Origin of the sequence: Opitutus terrae PB90-1, assembly GCF_000019965.1 — a bacterium.
GTDB lineage: Bacteria > Verrucomicrobiota > Verrucomicrobiia > Opitutales > Opitutaceae > Opitutus > Opitutus terrae.
In genome coordinates this window covers 1,893,852-1,912,157 of record NC_010571.1, presented here as the reverse complement: position 1 = coordinate 1,912,157, position 18,306 = coordinate 1,893,852, and the positions used below count along the sequence as shown (strand labels likewise).

Below are 18,306 nucleotides of genomic sequence, written 5' to 3'. Positions count from 1 at the left end.
GCGCCTCGCCCATGACTCCGTAGCCGCACGGCTTCGCCGCGCGGGCCGCGTCGCTGTGCTGGTAGGGGCGGCTCTCCGAGCCGTCCGCTGCGGTATTGCTGTAGGGGCGCAGCTTGCTGCGCCCATCGTGTCGTCGCTCACCGTTGCGACTACTGCAATCCTCGCCAGCGCCGCCCCTGCCGATCCTCCTACCGAACTCCCTCCGCTCGAAATCTCCGCCGCTCCGCTCGCCGCCGACGATGTCACGCTTCGGCCCTACGCGGTCGATCGTGGCCTGCGTTCCGGTCGTGCGATCGTCACGCTCAAGGACGCGCTCGGCCTCGCACCGGGCGTTCTGATCCAGGACAGCTTTGGCGGCTTCGAACCACCGCGACTCTCGATTCGCGGCTCTGGTTTGCAGAGCGCGCCCTCCAGTCGCGGCGTGCAGTTTCTGCTCGATGGGTTTCCGCTCACGCTCGCCGACGGCTCGTTCAACGCCGCGCTGATCGATCCGCAGCTCGTCGATCACGTCGAGGTTTTCCGCGGCGAAGCCGCCGCGCGGCTTGCCCCAGCCGCGCTCGGCGGCGCTTTCAATCTGCGTGTCGCGCCCCTGCCGCGCCCGACTGCCGGGACCGACGCGCTTGCAGCTCAGGTGACAGTCGAAGCGGGCTCGTTTGGCGGTGTGCGCGCCACCTTCGCCAGCGATCTCCCCCGGGGGCGAGCTTCGCTCCTGGCCCGCGGCTCGTTCGCGGCACTCGACGGTTACCGCGAACACAGCACGCAGCAACGCGCCGCTTTCCTCGCGAAAGTCGTCCCGAACGGAAACGCAACGCTCTCGTCGCGTCTCGCCCCGACATTTTCCGTTTATCACGTTCGTGCCCGCTACGACGTTCCCGGCCCATTGACCCTCGCCGCCGCCACAGCAGCTCCGCGCAGCGTGGCGGCCGACGTTCAGCGCGACCAGCCCCGCCGCGAATCCGACGCCACCCAGCTGGTCGCGCAGACCACCGTTCATCGCGACCTGATCCAATTCGATGCGGGACTTTCGTGGCTGCGCACGAATGACTGGTTTCGCCAGCTCCGCGCCAACGGCATCGCCGACTCGCAGAGCGACGACGTGACTTTCCGCAGCGCCTTGACCCGGCGACTTGTCACGAAGAACGGCACGCATCAGATCCGGCTCGGCACGATGCTCACCCGCGGCTGGCGCGAGCTGCGGCGGTTCCGCAACGACTCCGGCGTGACCGGTCCGCAGTTCGGCGCCAACCAATTTTCTGCCACCACCGCCGCGGTCGATCTGGAAGCGATGCTGCGCTTTGACCCGCTTTTCATCGCAACGGTGGGGCTGAACGGACTGACCCACCGTCGCGAGATCAGCGATCGCTTCACCGGGCCGACCGCCGCCACCACGACTCGATCTCTCCGCCGTTCCGTGTGGCAGCCACGCGCCGAACTCCTCTGGACGCCACGACCCCGGCTCACTTTCTTCACCGCCATCTCCCGGGCCGTCGAGCCTCCTACCTTCGATGATTTGCTGATCGTCGCCGGCACGTATCCGAATCTCACGCAGCGGAGTCAGCCGCTCCTCGACCAGTGCACCACCACGATAGAACTGGGCGCCCGGGGCGCCCACGGACGGTTCGGCTGGGATATCAGCGGCTATTCCGCTCGGTGGGACGACGAGATCCTCCGGCTCGCCGACGCGCAGGGGCTGCCGCGCGGCGCGGTGAACGCGAGCCCGACACGGCACGCCGGGCTGGAGACGGCGTTTCACTGGCAGCTGCTCGATGGATCGCACCGACTGCGCTTGACCACCACCGCGACGTGGAGCCGGTTTCGCTTCACCGATGATCCGGTGTTCGGCCGCAACCGACTCGCCGGCGCACCGCCGCATCTCGGCTCCGCCCGGCTGCTCTACGAACATCCGCGCGGGTTCTTCGCCGGCTCGACCATCGATTGGATCGCCGGTGCCACGCCGGTCGACCACGCGAACCGGATGCACTACGGCGGCCACGCGCTCACGCACATCCGGCTCGGCTGGCGCGCGGCACCTCGCCCCGCGCGAGCAGGTGAATCTCAGTTGATAGGTGACACTGCCTCGAAGCCGGTCCGCGGTTCCGCGCGGGCCGCATGGACCCTTTTCGTCGAGGTGAGAAACGTGTTCGATCGGTCGCACGTCGCGAGCACCGCAGGCGTGCTCGATATCGCGCGCAATCCCGCCGCGACCGCGGTCTTCCTCCCGGGGCCCGGACGGGCCTTCAACGTCGGGCTCGAATGGAGTCGATGAGCGTTCGCGTTCCATTCCTTCCGACCCACCCGCCAATCACGCGAATTGACGCGGACAGGTTCGAGCTATTCGCGTTTGTTGGCGTGATTCGCGGGCCTATGCTCCGACTCATCCTATGATCGGCGCACTCGGCACCACCCTGCTCTTCGCCTGCAACGCGCTCTTCGCGAATCGCTCCGCGAAGATGCTAGGGAGCAACCAGGCTAATCTCGCGCGGCTCGCGGTCGCCGTGATCATTCTCGGCACATGGGCGCACGTCGCCGGACAGGGAATCGGTGGCGCCGGCTTCGGCTGGTTCTTCGTCAGCGGACTCGTCGGATTCGGAATTGGCGGCGTCGCGATGTTTCAGGCGTTGCCGCGGCTCGGCTCGCCACTCGCGATGCTGATCGTGCAATGCGGCTCGGCGCTCGTCGCCGCCGCAGGCGAGCGTCTCTGGCTCGGCACGCAGTTGGCGCCGGTGGAACTCACGTTCGTCGCGCTCACGCTGCTCGGCGTTGCTCTGGGGCTGATGCCGCGCGGGCTGCCGGGAGTGCCGCCCGCGGCGCTGCGTGCCGGCGCCGCGTGGGCCTTCCTCTCTGCAGCCGGCCAAGGCCTGGGCGCGGTGCTGAGTCGGCGTGCGTTTCAAACCATCGCGCGGGCGCATGAATTCATCGATCCGCCGACGAGCGCGTATCAACGCGCGCTCGCCGGGCTGGGCGTAGCGGTCGTGGCCGTTGCGATCGGGTATTCCATTCAGTGCCGCAATCGCGCCGGCAGTCGCAGGGCGGGATCTCCTGATCCCGCCGCCCTCTCGCCGGCCGGCACTGGCGAAATCTCGGCGGGGCCTGAAGACCCCGCCCTACATTCGCAGCCTCGCGCCTGGCCGTGGGTCTTCGCCAACGCCCTCTGCGGACCCGTGCTCGGCGTCACCTGCTTCCAATGGGCGCTCAGCACCACGCCGGCCGGCATCGTTCAATCGATCGTCGCTACCGCGCCGCTCGCGACGATTCCGCTCGCGATGTGGTTCGAGCATAGCCGGCCTCGCGCGCTCTATTATGCGGGCGCCGTGTTGGCCGTCGCCGGCATTATCGGGCTGTTTCTCACTCGCTGATTTGCTGGGTCCGCCTGCGGGCTTTGAACTTTTTCGCGCGTTCTTCCGACTAGTTTGGTAATGACCCTTCGTCTCCCCAGCGGGAGACGGTTCCATGGACGACGCTCTAGCCCAGCTCGAAGCGCTCTATCGCGACCATTCCCGCGCGCTGATCGCCTATTTCCGCCAGCAGCGAGCCCTCGCGCCGCAGGCCGAGGATCTGCTGCAGGACACGTTTGTTCGCGCCATTCGCAGCCTCGGCCGGCTGTGCACGTCGGTCTCGCCACGCGCTTATCTCTTCGGCATCGCTCGGCATGTCAGCCTCGATGCCTTGCGGTCACCGCGGCCACCCGAACCTTTGCTTCGCGAGCCGGACGCTCCGGCGAGTCCGGCCGAAGATGCGCGGCTCGAATTTTTGCGCGTCGCCATCGCCCGGCTGCCCGCGGCCCAGCGCGAAACGCTGCTGCTGAAACTACAGCACGACCTTTCTTACGAGGAAATCGCCGAGGTGCTCGCGATCCCGATCGGCACCGTTCGTTCGCGTCTGCATCACGCCGTGCTCCAACTCCGCTCCACCTTGAATCCCGGAGGCTCCAACCATGAAACCTGAATGGCTCGAACCGCTGCTACTCGATCGCGCGTTGGGCGAGCTGTCGCCCGACGTGGCGGCGTTGCTCGAGGAACATTTGGCACACCACCCCTACGCCGCCCGGCGCGCCGCCGAGTTCGACGAAACACTGGTGGCTGCGCGCGCGATCACGCGCCTCGACGCAGCGTCGTCGGTGCCTGCGCCCGACTCCGCGCGCTGGCAGCAGGTCGCGCCGGCCGCACGGGCGACGGCACGCCGGAGTCAGTGGCTCCCGCTCGCGGCATGCCTCGCTCTCGGCGCCGTGGGCGGTTGGCTCGCGCATCCGACGCCTGTCCCGTCGACCGTCACCCCGGCTGCGCGGGTGGAAGCCACCACGTCACGCTCACCCGCTGCGACCTCGGCCGGACTGTGGTCGCGCAGCCGGATCGTATCCGAACAGACGCGGGATCGCCCGGCCTCCCATTCCCGCGAATCTCCCCGGCCCGCACGTCCACCAACCACCTGGAACCCCTTCCGCAACGAGAAGCTATGAAGACCTCACTTTTTTACCGGCAATCCGCCCGGTTGCTGTCCGCCGGCTGCGTTCTTGCGCTTTTGTTTTTATCCGGCTGCCTCGAGCAATCGTTCGTCTGGTCACCCGATGGCCAGCGCGCCGTGGTCATCAACCTCGCCAACCGCGAGCTGATGCTCTGCGCCGCCGATGGCCAACTGCTCCCGCCGCGCGTCGCCGCGGTCAGTCGCGTCGCCTGGCTCGGCGACTCTCAACGCCTGGTGCTCGCGCGGCGACACACCGAAGCGACCTGGTCCGGGCTGGCGGCAGCGATGTCGCCGGACGAAGTTCGCGAGATCGTCGCCCGCGCCGAAATCGCCTGGCAGAAACTGCAGTCCGGCGCCGGCTGGAGCCGGCTCGGAGGCGCCGCCGGATTGTTTTCCGATCAAGACCCCATGGGGAAGTTCGTCGGTATCTACCTGCGCGATCAGCGCGGCCAAACGTTGCGCCCGCAGTTGACCGCCGACGAGTGGGACGATCTCTCGCGTCAGACAGCCGAGGTGCATGAACTCACGGTGGCGCGGATCGAACGCGAGCAGATCGTTCTCGGCCCGACCCTGTCCCGCGGCATCGAGGAAATCATCGAGATCCGCGTCTCGCCGGGTGATCGCGCAGTCGCGTTTGTCAGCGAGGCGGCGCTCACGAAGCCGAAGGAAAGCCGGCTGCGCATCGCGCTGCTCGACGGCAATGCTCCGGCGCAGCTCGTCTCCGAGCGGGTCGCGGCCCAGCCGGATTGGACCACGGACGGCCGCTCGCTGGTCTATTTCCAAGCGGCCGGTGCCGCTTCGAACGACGATTTGCGACTCGGCACCCTCATTCGGCGCGACGTGCTCGATTCCTCCGGCGCGATCCGCATCTCGTCCGATCAGAGTTATCTCGCCGGCTGGATTTTTTCGGAGCAAACCCGCGTGCGCTGCCTGCGCGATGGCCGGATTCTGTTCAACGCCGCCGAGATCTCGCTGCCAATCGCCGCAGAAGATTACGGCGAACAGCGCGAACAGTTGTTCGCCCTCGACCCGGTCCGCCAGTCCACCCTCGTCCGGATGATTCCGCGCAAGCAGCAGGAGGACCTGCCGAAGGGGCTGGCGTTTTTCGAGGTGAGTCCCGACGAGCAGCAGGTTCTCTTCGGCGATCTCAGCGGACAGGTCTGCGTCCTGACGCTGGCTTCCGGCGCCGTGGACTATGTGCAGCAACCGGAGAAGCAGAATCTCCAGGGCGCGCCGGTGTGGCGCAACGACGGCAGCTTCACCTACACCCGTCGCACCCCCGCGAAACACGGCCAGAAGCCCGCACGCGCCGCCGAAGTCGTGCTCCGCCGCGGCCGCGCGGAAACCGTGCTGAGCGCCACCTGGCCCGACGAGGTGGTAAACGCGCTCGTCTCTGAGCGGAATTAGCGGCGGGCGACGTAAGCTGGTGAAGCCTGCCGTCGGGCGTAGCCGATCAAGCGCGGCGGGACGGCGGGCTCCGCCGGAGGTGAGGCGCAGCTGCTTACCCGCCTCAACTGATCCTGCGGCTTCGCACGCGCACTGACACGGTTCCGCCGGCGCGCCACTGGACTTCGTCCCATCGCTGCGCACGCTCGATGCTCCTCTCTTCAGCGCTTTGAACCTCGACGCCTATTTTGCCCGCATCGGCTACACCGGTCCGCACCGCGCCACGCTCGAAACGCTGAGCGCGATTCATGCCGCGCATGCCGAGGCCATCCCATTCGAAAATCTCGACGTGCTGCTGGGTCGGCCCATTTCGCTCGATCCCGCCGCGGTGTTTCAGAAGCTCGTCACCGAGCGGCGCGGCGGCTACTGCTTCGAACAGAACATCCTCCTCGGCGGTGTGCTGCGCGAGCTCGGGTTTCAGGTCACGCCCCTGATCGCTCGCGTGCGCTGGCAGGTGCCGACTGAGGTGGCCACGCCGCAAACGCACATGGTCCTGCGCGTCGATCTCGACGGCGTCGCGTGGCTCGCCGACGCGGGATTCGGCGGCGTGGGACTCACGGCCCCGATTCAGATCGTTCCCGACATCGATCAAGGCACGCCGCCGGAAGGCCGGCGGCTGCTGCGTGACGACCGCATTTATCGTCAGCAAGTCCGCTTCGACTCCGAATGGCTCGATGTCTATCGCTTCGCCCTCGACCCCGTGCCGCCGATCGATTTCGAGGTGGCCAACTGGTTCACCAGCGCACATCCGAAATCACGGTTTCGACAGCTGCTCATGGTCGCGCGCGTCGACGGCGATCGCCGGCTCACGATCCAGAATCGCGAGTTCATCGTCCGTCAGGTCGGCCGGCCCGCCGAGAAAAACGCGATCGGCTCCGCCGACGAACTCCTCGCGCTCCTTGCTGAGCGATTCGGCCTCTACTTCCCCGCCGGCACGCGGTTCGGTCCACCCGGTTCGCCCTGGCCCTCGTGATGCACCACCCGGAGCGCCTGCGTCGCGACGCGTAGGGCCGCCGCTTGCCGGCGGCCGCGATATCCTGCTGCGCGGCCGGCGGTGAACGCCGGCCCTACAGCGGCATTGTCGGCTCCGTAAGGTTACCCGCTCATTCCCCGCGCTTGCGCCGCCTGGGGGACGGCGCAAAATGCTCCTCCCACCACCCTCCCGATGAAATACCGTCCCTTCGGCAAACATCTCTTCGACTGCTCTGAAATCGGCTTCGGCGCGTGGGCCATCGGAGGGTCGTGGGGCGCGCAGGCGGATGATGATTCGCTGGCCGCGCTGCACCGCGCCCTCGATCTGGGCGTGAACTTCATCGATACCGCCGCCGGCTACGGCGACGGCCGGAGCGAGAAACTCATTGCGCAAGTGCTCCGCGAGCGCGTCGCCGCCGGCCGGAAGGAGCGGATTTACGTCGCCACCAAAACGCCGCCGACCGACGGCATCTGGCCGCCGTCACCTTACTGCCGCGCCGAGGAGCGCTACGGGGAAAACTACCTGCGCGACAACGTCGCGACGCGCTGCGCCAATCTCGGCACCGACAAGATCGATCTCCTCCAACTCCACACCTGGACCCGCGCGTGGAATCGCAACCCGACGCCGTTCAAGGTGCTGCGGGCGCTGCAGGCCGAGGGCAAAATCGGATTCATCGGCGTGTCCACGCCCGAACACGATCAGAATGCCGTGATCGATCTGATGCGCGGCGGCTGGATCGACAGCGTGCAGGTCATCTACAACCTCTTCGAGCAGGAGCCCGCGGCCGAACTGCTCGACGTGGCGAAGGAGTGCGGCGTCGGCGTGATCGTCCGCGTCGTGTTCGACGAGGGCGTGCTCACCGGCAAATTCACCCACGACACGACGTTCCCGCCGGACGATTTTCGCGCCAACTATTTCGAAGGCGACCGGCTGGAACGCGCGGTGACCCGCGCCGAGCGGATTCGCGCTGATCTCGAAGGCTCCGGCTACACGATGGCCCAGGCGGCGATCAAGTTCGTCCTCGCGCATCCCGCCGTGTCGACGGTGATTCCCGGCATTCGCAACGTCGCGCAGGCCGACGCCAACTGCGGCGTCAGCGAAATGGCACCGATGCGCGCGGACCTGCTCACGAAGCTGCATCGCCACAACTGGCGCCGCGCGTTCTGGTACGGCGGCAAGTAGGTCTTCGTGGCACGGGCGTCTCGCCCGTGGCTTCGCGGTCTCGGCGTTATTCGAGACTTACCCGAATACGTAACGCCGAGGTAGGGCGGTCCCGCGGCCGCGGGACCGCCGCGATGACCAGAGGTGCTCGCGGCGCGGAGCGTTCTGCTGGCCAGCAGAACGCGCCCTACCTTCCCCCCCGTAACTTCTTTCCGTATTCCTCAATAAGGTGAAGCCGCCGTCCCGGCGGGTTGCTCGGTGCAGACGAACGGTACAGCCCGGCGGCACGCCGGGCTCCGCCTGCCCGCGAGCATCTCCTTACAGCGGCGAGATCCCGATCACGAGCCCGACCACCGCGCCGTAAACCACGTGGCCAAACAAGTGCGCGACGCCGACCGCGAGCCCGGCCTCATTGTATTCCTCGAACGGGTGGCCTTCCGCCACCACCCACACGAGCATCAAGCTCACGATCAACCCGTGGAAGAACCCGCCCGCCAGCCCAAGCACGAGTGCCTGCGGCATGCCCGTTGCGCCGAGCCAGAGCATCCCGAACGCATAGATCATCGCGAACACGACCGCAGAAAGCGCGTGCGCGATCAGCCCGACCCGGAACGCATTCGCCCGCGATTTGGTGATCAGCCCGCCCAGCGCTTCGACCATGTTGCCCCGCGACAAACCGCCGCGGGTCATCAAGCCCATCGCACCCAGCATCGCCGCGCCCCCGAGTACGCCCGCCGCGATCGACGTAGCCAGATAGCTGATGAGGAGGGATATCGCATTCATCACTCGTGCACGGTCGTATCGAGCGGTCCACCCGCCCCGCGCAGGAAACTTACCCGTGTGCCACGCGCAACCTGCTGACACGCATCCGCCGGTCGTCGGCCGCGGGTTCCGTCTTGGCCGGTCGACTCGGCCGGCTCAGGATCACGCCATGGCCTCGCTGCTGCTGCTCGCGCCGCTCTTCTTCCTCTTCGAGTTGTGGCAACTCTTCATCAGCGAGCGCTATCTCGGGCTGAAACAGATCGCCCGTAACGGCGACCCGCGCACCCTCGGGCTCGGTGAATTCACCGCGTTTTTCTGGAGCACCACGCTGCTCCTTTATGGGCTCTGGTCGCTTTCGCTCCTGCTGGTGCCCTTCGCCCGACTGTCGGGACTGGGATTGCTGCTCGTGACCGCGATCGGTTACGGGTTCCGCCGCAACTCGGGGATCAAATGGGTCTTGGTGATCCTCACGTTCGAAGGCGCCGTGCGCATCGGCATCCTCACCTCACTAGTCTGGATCGCCTGGCGCCGGCTGTGACCGGCCGGCGCGCGAGCCGCGCTAGCGGTCCACGCGGCGCAGTACCGGTTTCGGCGCGGGCTCGGCGAAGGATTGGGCGAAGAACTCCTGCGCCGCGCTCACGAGCTTGCCGTAGCTGCCATAGTCGCCGGCCCATGAGTTGGGCACACAGATTCGCTTGATCACGCCCTTGCCGACCTTGTCCGCCGCGTCCCGATCGGGCGCAAGTTCCATCGAAAATTTCGGATCCTGCAGATGCACCACGGTATGCCGGGACCCGTCGGGCTCCTCCCGCTCGATCCGCAGAAAATGGCCCAAACTCATCGCCGTCACGCAAGCACGGTCCGCAGCCGAACGCAACGCGGCCGGTGGCGCCGTGACGATTTTCCCCACACCTTCCCGGCGGCTCGTGCGCCGAGCACTCCGTGATTGAAAATTGGGCCGGCGCACCGCACAAACTTCCCGCCGACCGTGCGTCTCCCGTCCTGCTGCGCCACGTTCCCATGAGCCTCCCCGACCAGACCCCGAAACTGCCCAAACTTCCTTTCGTACTTGGTGACGTCGTCCTGCTCGCCGTCGCTTGGTTCATTGTCTGGCAAGCGGATGGCCCGCTGAGCACCAACGCGATCATCGCCGTCGCCGCGTGCGCCATCGTCGGTGCCGTTCTCGGCTCCATTCCGTTCTTCACCGACTACGCGCGCAAGCAGGACGAGGCCCTCGACGACCGGCAGCGCGGGCTCGATGCGCTCTCGCGCACGACGACGACCGCCGCCGAGCAGATCAGCATCGCCGCCAACGGGCTGAACGAGATCACCGAGGTGCTGCACCGCAATCTGAAGCACGCCGAGCAGTTGCCGCAGAAGCTCCAGGAGAAGATCGCCGAATTCAACGCCCAGCTCGAGAATACTCGCGAGGATGATCGCGAGGAGTTGGAAAAGGAAATCGCCGAGCTGCGCGCCTCGGAAACCGAGCGGCTGCAAGCGATCGCCGATCGCATTCACAAGTCCGTCGCCGAGTTGACCAAGCTCGAGGCCGCCGCGCAAAAGCACGTGGCCGAACGCACCGAACTGGTGGAGCGCGCCAACACCGCGGTCGGCAAAGCCCAGCAGGATGCCGTCCGCGCGCTGAACGATGCAGCCGCCGCCGTCTCGCGGGAGCTGACTGCCGCGCCGATGAAGGTGCTCGCAGAGATCGAGTCGAAATTTGCGGCGGCCACCGCCGCGGCGATTGCGAGCATCGAGGCCGCCGTCGCGGCTGCCGCGAAAGCCGCCGCCACCCAGGCGGTCGTGCCGCTACCGCCGCCTTTGCCGCCCACGGCGTCTCCCGACACGCCCCCGGCCATCGAATCAGGCCCCGCCGAATTAGCTTCGCCACCCAAGCGCCCACGCAAATCCCGCCGCGAAGAACCCTCCGCCATCCCAGCTGCGCCGGAGGTTCCCCTCACCTCCGCGGACCCGGCCGAGCCCGCCGCCGCAGCGGCCGAACAGCCGGTCGAGCCGGTCGTGGAAGCAGCGGCTCCCGCCGAGCCTGCGGCTGCGCCGGTTCCGGACGAACCCGCCGCGTCGGTCGAGCCGGCTGCGCCCGCCGTGCCGGAGGAGCCGGCCGCGCCCACCGCTCCCGCAGCTGAGACGCCAGCAACCGCGGCCGAGCCCGCCGCTCCCGCGGCGGCCGCGGGCGAGCCTGCCCCGGTCGAACGCCCCGCGCGCAAGCGCCGCAAGCCCGCCGCAGATTCGGGCGACCTCACGCTCGAACTGGGCGGCGGCGAATTTTCGCCGCAGAACGCCGACGAGAGTGATGAGACGCCGGTCACCTCCTCCGAGGTGGTCGAGCGCGTGATTTCTTCCGACGGCGCCACACGGCTGATTGTCACCGCCTACATCGGCATCGGCAACCGGCTCTTCGTCCGCGGCGACGGACCGGGGCTTTCCTGGGACAAAGGCGTACCGTTACAGTTCGTCTCCATCGGCAAATGGCGCTGGGAAACGGCGGACGCCACGGGCCCTGTGAACGTGAAACTTTACAAGAACGACGACGTGGAATGCGCCGCCCTCGGTACGCTCACCCTCGAACCGGGCCATCAGGAAGAAGTCACGGCGAAGTTCTAGCCCCGACAGAGTCGGCCCGGAGGGCGGCTAGCGCGTTTTACGCTGTTTCGTAGCCGTTTTCGCGTAGCGGCAGGCGTCTCTGCCTGCCGGTTTTTTCTCTCTCCCGACGGCAGGCACGGAGGCCTGCCGCAAGATGATGTAGGGGCGCAGGCTCGCTGCGCCCCGTTTTGTATCATCCGGCCGATTCCTCCGGGTTGAGCACGAGCATCGTTGAGCCGCCGACGTAGAATTCGTACGGCACCGGCACGACGGCGCTGGGGATCCCACGCGTCAGCAACTCGCGTTGCAGCCGCTCGAGCTCCGTGTAACGCCGGCCATCGGGTCCGCACAGCGGATGAATCCTGACTTCGGATGCGCTGACCCGCGCCAACTCGCCCAGCGCGGCCACGTGCCACGAGAAGTCGAACTCCTCCCCGGGCGTGAACAGCAGGTGCGCACACAGCACGAGGTCGAACGCGCGGTCGAGGAACGGCAGCTGCGGCAGCGCCGCACTCACGTAGCGGCCGTGCGCGAAGTGCTGCTCGTAATCCGCGAGAAACCGCTGCGCCGCGGCTCGCCGATCGAAGTCCGCCTCGTCGAACGACGAGAAGAACGCCCGCGAGCGCGGCGGCGCCGAGACGTTCTGCGGACGCGGCCATCTCGCGCCCGGACCGCTGAGCCGGCTGAGTTTGTAGCGCCGCGGCCGCGCCCGCATCCGCGCGGACTCCTGCGCGAAGTCGAGCTTCACCCGCTCGGCGAGCCTGTGTGCCCCGGCGCCGTAGAGCGGATCAACCGCCACCGCGTCCGCGCCGCGCCGACAGGCCTCCGCCACGAACGAAGAAGCCCCGGCGCCCACATCGAGCACGGCCTTGCCGCGCAGCGTAGCGGGATCCAGCGCGAAGAACTGCGCATACTCATTGAGCGAACGTCCGACGAAGGAGATCGACGGCAGTTCGAGTTCCGGAGGAGCGACGGCGAGTGCGGGCATAGGGACTTTCTGCTTACCGTTCCGGGCCGCAGCGCTCACCCGGCCGGCGTGGGCTCCCGGTTTCCAAAAGGAAGCGGGGCACGCGGCGGTGGAGTTGAGCTTGGGTCGGAACGGAGGAGCGACAAAGGGAGGAGAATGGACTGAGTTGAGCGGTGCTGGGTGGGAGGAGTGAGTGGATGGAAAACGAAAAACCCGACTCGGGTTGGAGTCGGGCTCGGCGGTGGTTCAGCAGTTCCTGGACTGCGAGTGCGCTATGCGCTTAAGACCATCGTCGCCGGGCCGACCCGTGGCGCCAGACGCGTTTCGTACCCATCACGGACGTGATGGACGAAAAGGCGTGGCGAGCGGCGATGGAAAGATTCACTGCGGCCGGTGATGAGGAAGAGCCTCGTTGCCCGCAAGTGAAATCTTAGGGAAATCGCAAGTTAGGGTTTTCCCGGATTTGGGAAAACGTATCCGTCGCCGCGGACACACGCGCGCGCGTCTCACTGTTCGAGCATGGGCGTCTCGCCCGTGGCTGGGCCGGAACGGAGCCGCGCCTCGCGAGCCGCTTCAGCGGCTCGCGCCAAAAACCGAACGCGCCGCGAGGAACGGCGCCTGCGTCAGCCGCCGCACCGCGGATTGCGGTTTCTCGGCCTCGGCGGCGTGGGCCGCCTCGAGCTGGCGTTCGCGTTCGACCACGATCGCCTCCCGGGCCTGCAACTCCGCTTCGCGACGCTGCAGATCGGCTTCACGATCCCGGAAGGTCATTCGTTCGTCGCGCAGCTGGTTTTGCTCCGCCTGCAACAGCGCACGCGCGCGGTGAAACTTCTCCCACGCATCGTGGATCTCCTGGTCGCTGCCCGCCCCGAAAGGGTTGCGCGAGCCGGTGAAGGAATTTTGCGTGCCGGCGAAAGGACTGCGCGTGAGCGAGGCGGAGGTCGGCGGCGGAACGAACCCGGGCGCGCGCGCGGCCGCATCGAGCTGTTCCTGCCACGCGCGAAGCTTCGCCTCGTAGGCGCGCAGGTTGGCTTCGCGTTCCCGCAACGCTTCGAACTCGCCGGCAAGTTCGCCCGACGCCGGCGGCTCCGGCGCCACGGTATCCGTCACATAGGACACGCGTCGCGCCAGCTTGAGAGCCGGCGAGCCACTCGGTTTGGATTGAAGCGGATTCATGGCGGGATGTGCTGGGCCGGCAGTGTATACGCAACTACGGGTACTGCCTACCGGATGACGCGGTTTTTACCGGGGCTTTACCTAAGGAATCCCCCCTGCAAAAAATCTGGGTCGGCTCACCGCTGATCGAGCGCTTCCCGCACGCTGCCAAGCATTTCGTCCGCGCCGTAGGGCTTTGTGAGCAGCCGTCGCGTATCCCCTCCGGGCAGATCCGCGCCGAGCGCCGATCCCGCGTAACCGCTGCAAAAAATCACCGGCAGCCCCGGTCGCAGCGCGGAAATCCGGTCGTAGACTTCGCGTCCGCCCAACTGCGGCATCACCACGTCGAGGATCGCGAGCGCGATCGTATCGGCATGCTGCGTGAACAGCGCACAGGCTTCGGGGCCATCGCACGCCAGCAGCACGCGGTAACCGGCGCGCGCCAGTATCCGCCGCGCCAGGTCGCGTACCATCGGCTCGTCCTCCGCCAGCAGGATCGTTTCGGTGCCGCGTGCCAGCGTGGGCGTGTGCTTCGGCCCGACCACCGTGGCGGATCGTTCCACGATGGGCAGGTAGATTTTGAACGTCGTCCCTTTCTGCGGCTCGCTGTAGACGTGCACCATGCCGCCGTGCTGCTTCACCACGCCGTACACCACCGACAGTCCGAGCCCAGTCCCCTTCTCGTGGTTCTTCGTGGTGAAGAACGGCTCGAAGATGCGCGTGGTTGTCTCGCGATCCATGCCCACGCCGTTGTCCGAAACGGTCATCAGCACGTAGCGGCCCGGTTGGGCCCACGGGTGACTCTCGCGAAACGCGCCGTTCACCAGCACGTTTTCCGTTTCGATCGTGATCCGCCCGCCCTGCCGTATCGCGTCGCGCGCGTTCAAACACAAATTCAACAGCACCTGATCGATCTGACTCCGGTCGGCGTGCAGGTTCCCGAGTTCATGCCCTGGGATGAAGTCCACCGTGATCTGTTCGCCGATCAGCCGGCGGATCATCCGGAGCAAATCACGGATCGCTTGGTTTAGATCGAGATCGCTCTGCTGCAGGTTCTGCCGGCGACCGAACGCCAGGAGCTGCCGGGTCAATTGCGTCGCACGTTCGCTGGCGTGTCGCACTTGCTCGAGGCTCGCGCGGCGCTCCGCGATAGTCGTCGACGCCTCCAGCGCGATCCCGGTGTAGCCCTGGATGACTTGCAGCAGGTTGTTGAAATCGTGCGCCACGCCGCCCGCCAGCATGCCGACGGCTTCCATTTTCTGCGCCACGCGCAGCTGTTCCTCCAGGGCGCCCTCGCGGAGTTCCCGCCGGTAGCAGTCGCAAAACACGCCCGCTTGCTGGCTGATTTGCACCAACTGGCCCGGCGAGTTGCCGTCGTAGCGTCCCGTCGAACGCCCGACGCCCAGCAGGCCCACGACTTGTTTCTCGCGCAGGATCGGCAGCGCGAAAAAGCTCCCGCGCGCCGGTTCGCTCGTCTCGCCGTCGGGCGGATCCACCGCCACCACCTCGCCGGTTCGCAACGCCCGCGGCAGCGGCGGCTCCAGCCGGCTGAAATCCACGTCGCTCGCCGCCTTTGCGCCCGGCTCGGCGCGCAACTCCCGGCTGACCTGCCGCATCCACTCGGGGCCCTCGCCCGCCACCAGCCGGAGCCGCTGGCGATCGAGCACTACGCCGACGAAGCCGAACTCACTGCGGGTTTGCACCAGCGCGCAGCGCAGGAGCAGGGCAAACGTCCGCGCCCAGTCACCCGATTCCAAATACACCCGCATCGCCTCGCCAAGGGCGGCATGCAGACCCGATTGATCGCGGAGCGTCTCGCGCACGCGCCGCTGCTCCGTCACATCGAAGGCGATGCCCGCGACCAGCCGCCGATCGTTCCCGTCCCGCAGCGGAAACTTGAACACGCGATGTTCGATCCCGCCCTCCCCGGGTTCGTCAAACTCGAGCAGCTTCTGCTCTGCCAGCACCTGACGATTGTGCTCCAGATGGCGCTGCGCGCGTTCCGCGGGAAAAATGTCCGTGATGCGCCGCCCCAGCAATTCGCCTGCGGCCCGGTGATGCCGTCGGCACGGTTCGCTCACATAGTGGAACGTCCCGTCCTCGTCGGTGATCCACGCCAGCGCGGGGCAGTGGTCCAGGAAGCTGCGGAACATCGCCTCGGATGCCTGCAACGTCACGTTCGTCCGCCTCAGGTCGTCCAGCTTGCGCGCGAGCTCGTGGTTGCGGTCCGCAGCGTCTCGGACCGTCGCCGCCGCGCGGCGCGCGTATTCGAAAAGCAGCATGACTCCCGCCGTGGCACCGACGGCGACCGACAGTTTCAGGAGCGCCGCCGGCAGCGTCACCGTTGCGTCCGCGCTCCAGATGCCGGGCACGTGAAGGATTCCCGCGACCACCGCGCCCGCACCGGCCACGCCCAGCAACGCCGGGCGCCGGCGTTCACTGCGGTGCAGGCTGAAAAGCGCGAAGGGCACCGCGAGGAACGCAGCCGCCGTCACGGCGTTCGCCACCGCACCGGCGGTCGTGAACACGGTGGACCGAAAAAGGCTCTCTTCCTGGGCGAGGACTTGCGCCAGCAGCAAACCTATTCGCATGTGACTGGCCAAAGTACGAACTCGCGCGCCAATGCCAACATCCAAAGCGCATAGGCCATCGAAGCCGCCCCCCCGGGTTTCGGGCTGCGCCGCCCGATTCATCGAGGCGCCGCTCGCGACGCCTGAACTCGCTCAATCGTCCGTCAGGTGCGGAAAATCACGTCCTCCCGATTGAACATCCGGACCGCGAGCCAGAGGGCCGCGGCGGCATAGACGCAGGACGAGCCGAAGATCAGCGCGATGTAGTTCCAGTGCCAGACGCCGGACAACATCTCCTTGCACACGAGCGAGAGATTGAGGATCGGCACGAGCGCCAGCCGGGCGTTCAGATCGATCCCGGGCAGCATGCCCACCATCGCCGGCATCAACACCACGAAGATCAGCGGCGAGACGTAGCTCTGCGACTCCTTGTAGCTCTTCGCGAACAGGGCCACGGTCAGCAGCACCGCGGAGAACAGCACGGCCACCGGCAGGATCATCGTGAACACGCCGACCATCCCGAGCGGATCCAGCAACGGAATCACGCCGCCGAGCTTCGCCGAACCGGCCGCGCCAGCGCCGCTCATCTTGCCCGCGAAGTAGCTGCCGCCGATGACGAACGTGCCCACCATCGACACCAGCGACATGATCATCGTTGCGATCGACGCGGTGAGAACCATGAGAAATTTGCCGAGCACGATGTCGACGCGGCTGACCGGGCTGCACAGCAGCGTCTCCATCGTGCCGCGCTCCTTTTCGCCGGCGGTCAGGTCCATCGCCGGATACATCGCGCCGGTGAAGCAGAGAATGATGATGATGTACGGAATGAACCCGCCAATCAGGTTGCCGCCGACTTTTTCCGGCGGAGCCACATTGGTGCGCTTGACCTCGAAGGGCTTCGTCAACGCCAGCGGCACGCCGCGCTCCGACAGTCGTGCCTCGACGGTCTTTTCGCGCAGCTCCCGGAAGATCCGTTCGAGCTGGCCTGCACCCATGCCGGATTTCATTTCGCCTTCGTAGGTGTAGACGGTCACCGCCGGCGCCGATCCCGCCGCCAGGCCCTGCTCGAAACCGGCCGGGATCTCGACCGCCGCGCGAATCTTTTTATCCGAAATCCGCTGCTTCCAATCCGCGGCCGTCGGCACCACGCGCACTTTCCTGTCGGCCTTGATCTGGGCGAGCACGCCCGGCGAATCCTCGCCACCGATGATCATCACCGCCGGCGTCTCGGCCTTGGCTTGCCGCACCACCTTCGTCATCACCGCACCCACCGCGAAAAACAGCAGTGGCATCACGAGCGTCGGGATGACGATCATCGACATCAAGGTGCGCCGGTCGCGCAGCATGTCGCGCAGTTCCTTCAGGTAAACCGTGGACGTGTTGTGCCAGTTCATGAGTGGGGGGCGCCGACGACCTTGATGAAAATTTCCTCCATGTCGGTCTCGCCGTAGCGCGACCGCAGCTGCTCGAGCGTGCCTTCGGCCAGCAGGCGGCCGTTGTGGATGATGCCGATGACGTCGCAGAGCTTTTCGACCTCACTCATCACGTGCGTCGAGTAGACCACCGTCTTGCCGCGGCTCCGACAGTCGCGCACGAAGCGGACGATCGTGCGCGCCGTCATCACGTCGAGCCCGAGCGTGGGTTCGTCAAAAATCATCACGGCCGGATCGTGTACGAGCGTCCGCGCGATCGAGGTCTTCTGCTTCATGCCGGTGGAGAACTTGTCGCAGCGGCGGTCGAGGAACTCGTGCATGTCCAGCTCGTCGGCGAGCTGCTGGATCCGCGCCTGCAGCGCCGCGTCGCTCATGCCATTGAGCCGGCCGAAATACGCGATCATCTCCCGCGCCGTCAGACGGCCGTAAAGCGCCGTGCTCGCCGCCAGAAAACCTACGCGCGTCCGGACCTTCTCCGGTTCGCGCGTCACTTCGTAGCCGTCGACCACCGCGGATCCGCGCGTCGGCTTCAGCAGCGTCGCGAGCAGCCGAAGCGTCGTTGTCTTGCCAGCACCGTTGGCGCCGAGCAGGCCGTAGATCTGGCCCGGCTGGGCGCGAAACGACACCGCATCCACCGCATGGATCTCCCCGCGCTTTTTGTCGCGAAAGGTTTTGGTGAGATCTTGGGCTTCGATCATGGAGAGAAGAAGGTAGCTGGCCCGCGAATCACGCCAATGTACGCGAATCGCGCCGCGGCGGCGGCTACTCCGGCCGTAG

16 protein-coding genes are annotated in these 18,306 nt (G+C 66.9%); 9 read left to right on the top strand and 7 right to left on the bottom strand.

Annotated elements, in window-relative coordinates; translation table 11 throughout:
* The first annotated feature begins 127 nt into the window (after nucleotides 1-127).
* The 7 genes from OTER_RS07820 (at nucleotide 128) to OTER_RS07790 (ending at nucleotide 8,062) form a co-directional block, all read left to right on the top strand.
* Complete coding sequence (locus OTER_RS07820; protein WP_012374365.1) at nucleotides 128-2,266, top strand: TonB-dependent receptor family protein; 2,139 nt, start codon at nucleotides 128-130, stop codon at nucleotides 2,264-2,266.
* A gap of 115 nt (nucleotides 2,267-2,381) precedes the next feature.
* Nucleotides 2,382-3,356: a DMT family transporter gene (locus OTER_RS07815; protein WP_012374364.1), complete on the top strand. Its 975-nt coding sequence runs from the start codon at nucleotides 2,382-2,384 to the stop codon at nucleotides 3,354-3,356.
* A 94-nt stretch (nucleotides 3,357-3,450) separates the two neighbouring features.
* Nucleotides 3,451-3,945, top strand: coding sequence for an RNA polymerase sigma factor (locus tag OTER_RS07810; protein ID WP_012374363.1), 495 nt, complete (start codon nucleotides 3,451-3,453; stop codon nucleotides 3,943-3,945).
* Nucleotides 3,935-4,456: an anti-sigma factor gene (locus tag OTER_RS07805; RefSeq protein ID WP_012374362.1), complete on the top strand. Its 522-nt coding sequence runs from the start codon at nucleotides 3,935-3,937 to the stop codon at nucleotides 4,454-4,456. Before OTER_RS07810 ends, OTER_RS07805 begins: the two co-directional genes overlap by 11 nt.
* The gene (locus tag OTER_RS07800) at nucleotides 4,453-5,868 is read left to right on the top strand and encodes a TolB-like translocation protein (RefSeq protein ID WP_012374361.1); all 1,416 of its coding nucleotides are present in this window, start codon (nucleotides 4,453-4,455) and stop codon (nucleotides 5,866-5,868) included. Before OTER_RS07805 ends, OTER_RS07800 begins: the two co-directional genes overlap by 4 nt.
* Nucleotides 5,869-6,076: 208 nt before the next feature.
* Entirely contained in the window at nucleotides 6,077-6,880 is an 804-nt protein-coding gene (locus tag OTER_RS07795; protein WP_012374360.1) for an arylamine N-acetyltransferase family protein, read from the top strand.
* Nucleotides 6,881-7,072: 192 nt separating this feature from the next.
* Nucleotides 7,073-8,062: an aldo/keto reductase gene (locus OTER_RS07790; RefSeq protein ID WP_012374359.1), complete on the top strand. Its 990-nt coding sequence runs from the start codon at nucleotides 7,073-7,075 to the stop codon at nucleotides 8,060-8,062.
* A 297-nt stretch (nucleotides 8,063-8,359) separates the two neighbouring features.
* Here OTER_RS07790 and OTER_RS07785 read toward each other — a convergent pair whose 3' ends face one another.
* Complete coding sequence (locus tag OTER_RS07785) at nucleotides 8,360-8,824, bottom strand: hypothetical protein (protein ID WP_012374358.1); 465 nt, start codon at nucleotides 8,822-8,824, stop codon at nucleotides 8,360-8,362.
* Between the two features lie 148 nt (nucleotides 8,825-8,972).
* On the opposite strand from OTER_RS07785, the gene OTER_RS07780 reads away from it, so the two are divergent.
* Nucleotides 8,973-9,341 carry a hypothetical protein gene (locus OTER_RS07780; RefSeq protein WP_012374357.1) on the top strand — a complete coding sequence of 123 codons (369 nt, stop codon included), beginning with the start codon at nucleotides 8,973-8,975 and terminating at the stop codon, nucleotides 9,339-9,341.
* 21 nt (nucleotides 9,342-9,362) lie between these two features.
* Here the strand turns inward: OTER_RS07780 and OTER_RS07775 are convergent, their stop codons facing one another.
* The gene (locus tag OTER_RS07775; RefSeq protein WP_012374356.1) at nucleotides 9,363-9,644 is read right to left on the bottom strand and encodes a hypothetical protein; all 282 of its coding nucleotides are present in this window, start codon (nucleotides 9,642-9,644) and stop codon (nucleotides 9,363-9,365) included.
* 179 nt (nucleotides 9,645-9,823) lie between these two features.
* Between OTER_RS07775 and OTER_RS23890 the strand changes: the two genes are divergently transcribed.
* Complete coding sequence (locus OTER_RS23890) at nucleotides 9,824-11,425, top strand: hypothetical protein (protein WP_012374355.1); 1,602 nt, start codon at nucleotides 9,824-9,826, stop codon at nucleotides 11,423-11,425.
* Between the two features lie 172 nt (nucleotides 11,426-11,597).
* Here the strand turns inward: OTER_RS23890 and OTER_RS07760 are convergent, their stop codons facing one another.
* From OTER_RS07760 to OTER_RS07740, 5 genes are all read right to left on the bottom strand, one after another.
* Nucleotides 11,598-12,392: a class I SAM-dependent methyltransferase gene (locus tag OTER_RS07760; protein WP_012374354.1), complete on the bottom strand. Its 795-nt coding sequence runs from the start codon at nucleotides 12,390-12,392 to the stop codon at nucleotides 11,598-11,600.
* A gap of 552 nt (nucleotides 12,393-12,944) precedes the next feature.
* A complete protein-coding gene (locus OTER_RS07755; RefSeq protein WP_012374353.1) occupies nucleotides 12,945-13,547 on the bottom strand; it encodes a hypothetical protein in 603 nt (200 codons plus the stop codon).
* Between the two features lie 116 nt (nucleotides 13,548-13,663).
* Complete coding sequence (locus OTER_RS23885; protein ID WP_158305387.1) at nucleotides 13,664-16,054, bottom strand: ATP-binding protein; 2,391 nt, start codon at nucleotides 16,052-16,054, stop codon at nucleotides 13,664-13,666.
* Nucleotides 16,055-16,260: 206 nt separating this feature from the next.
* Complete coding sequence (locus tag OTER_RS07745; protein ID WP_012374351.1) at nucleotides 16,261-17,490, bottom strand: ABC transporter permease; 1,230 nt, start codon at nucleotides 17,488-17,490, stop codon at nucleotides 16,261-16,263.
* Nucleotides 17,487-18,227 carry an ABC transporter ATP-binding protein gene (locus OTER_RS07740; RefSeq protein WP_012374350.1) on the bottom strand — a complete coding sequence of 247 codons (741 nt, stop codon included), beginning with the start codon at nucleotides 18,225-18,227 and terminating at the stop codon, nucleotides 17,487-17,489. The genes OTER_RS07745 and OTER_RS07740 overlap by 4 nt, the downstream gene beginning before the upstream one ends.
* Between the last annotated feature and the right edge of the window lie 79 nt (nucleotides 18,228-18,306).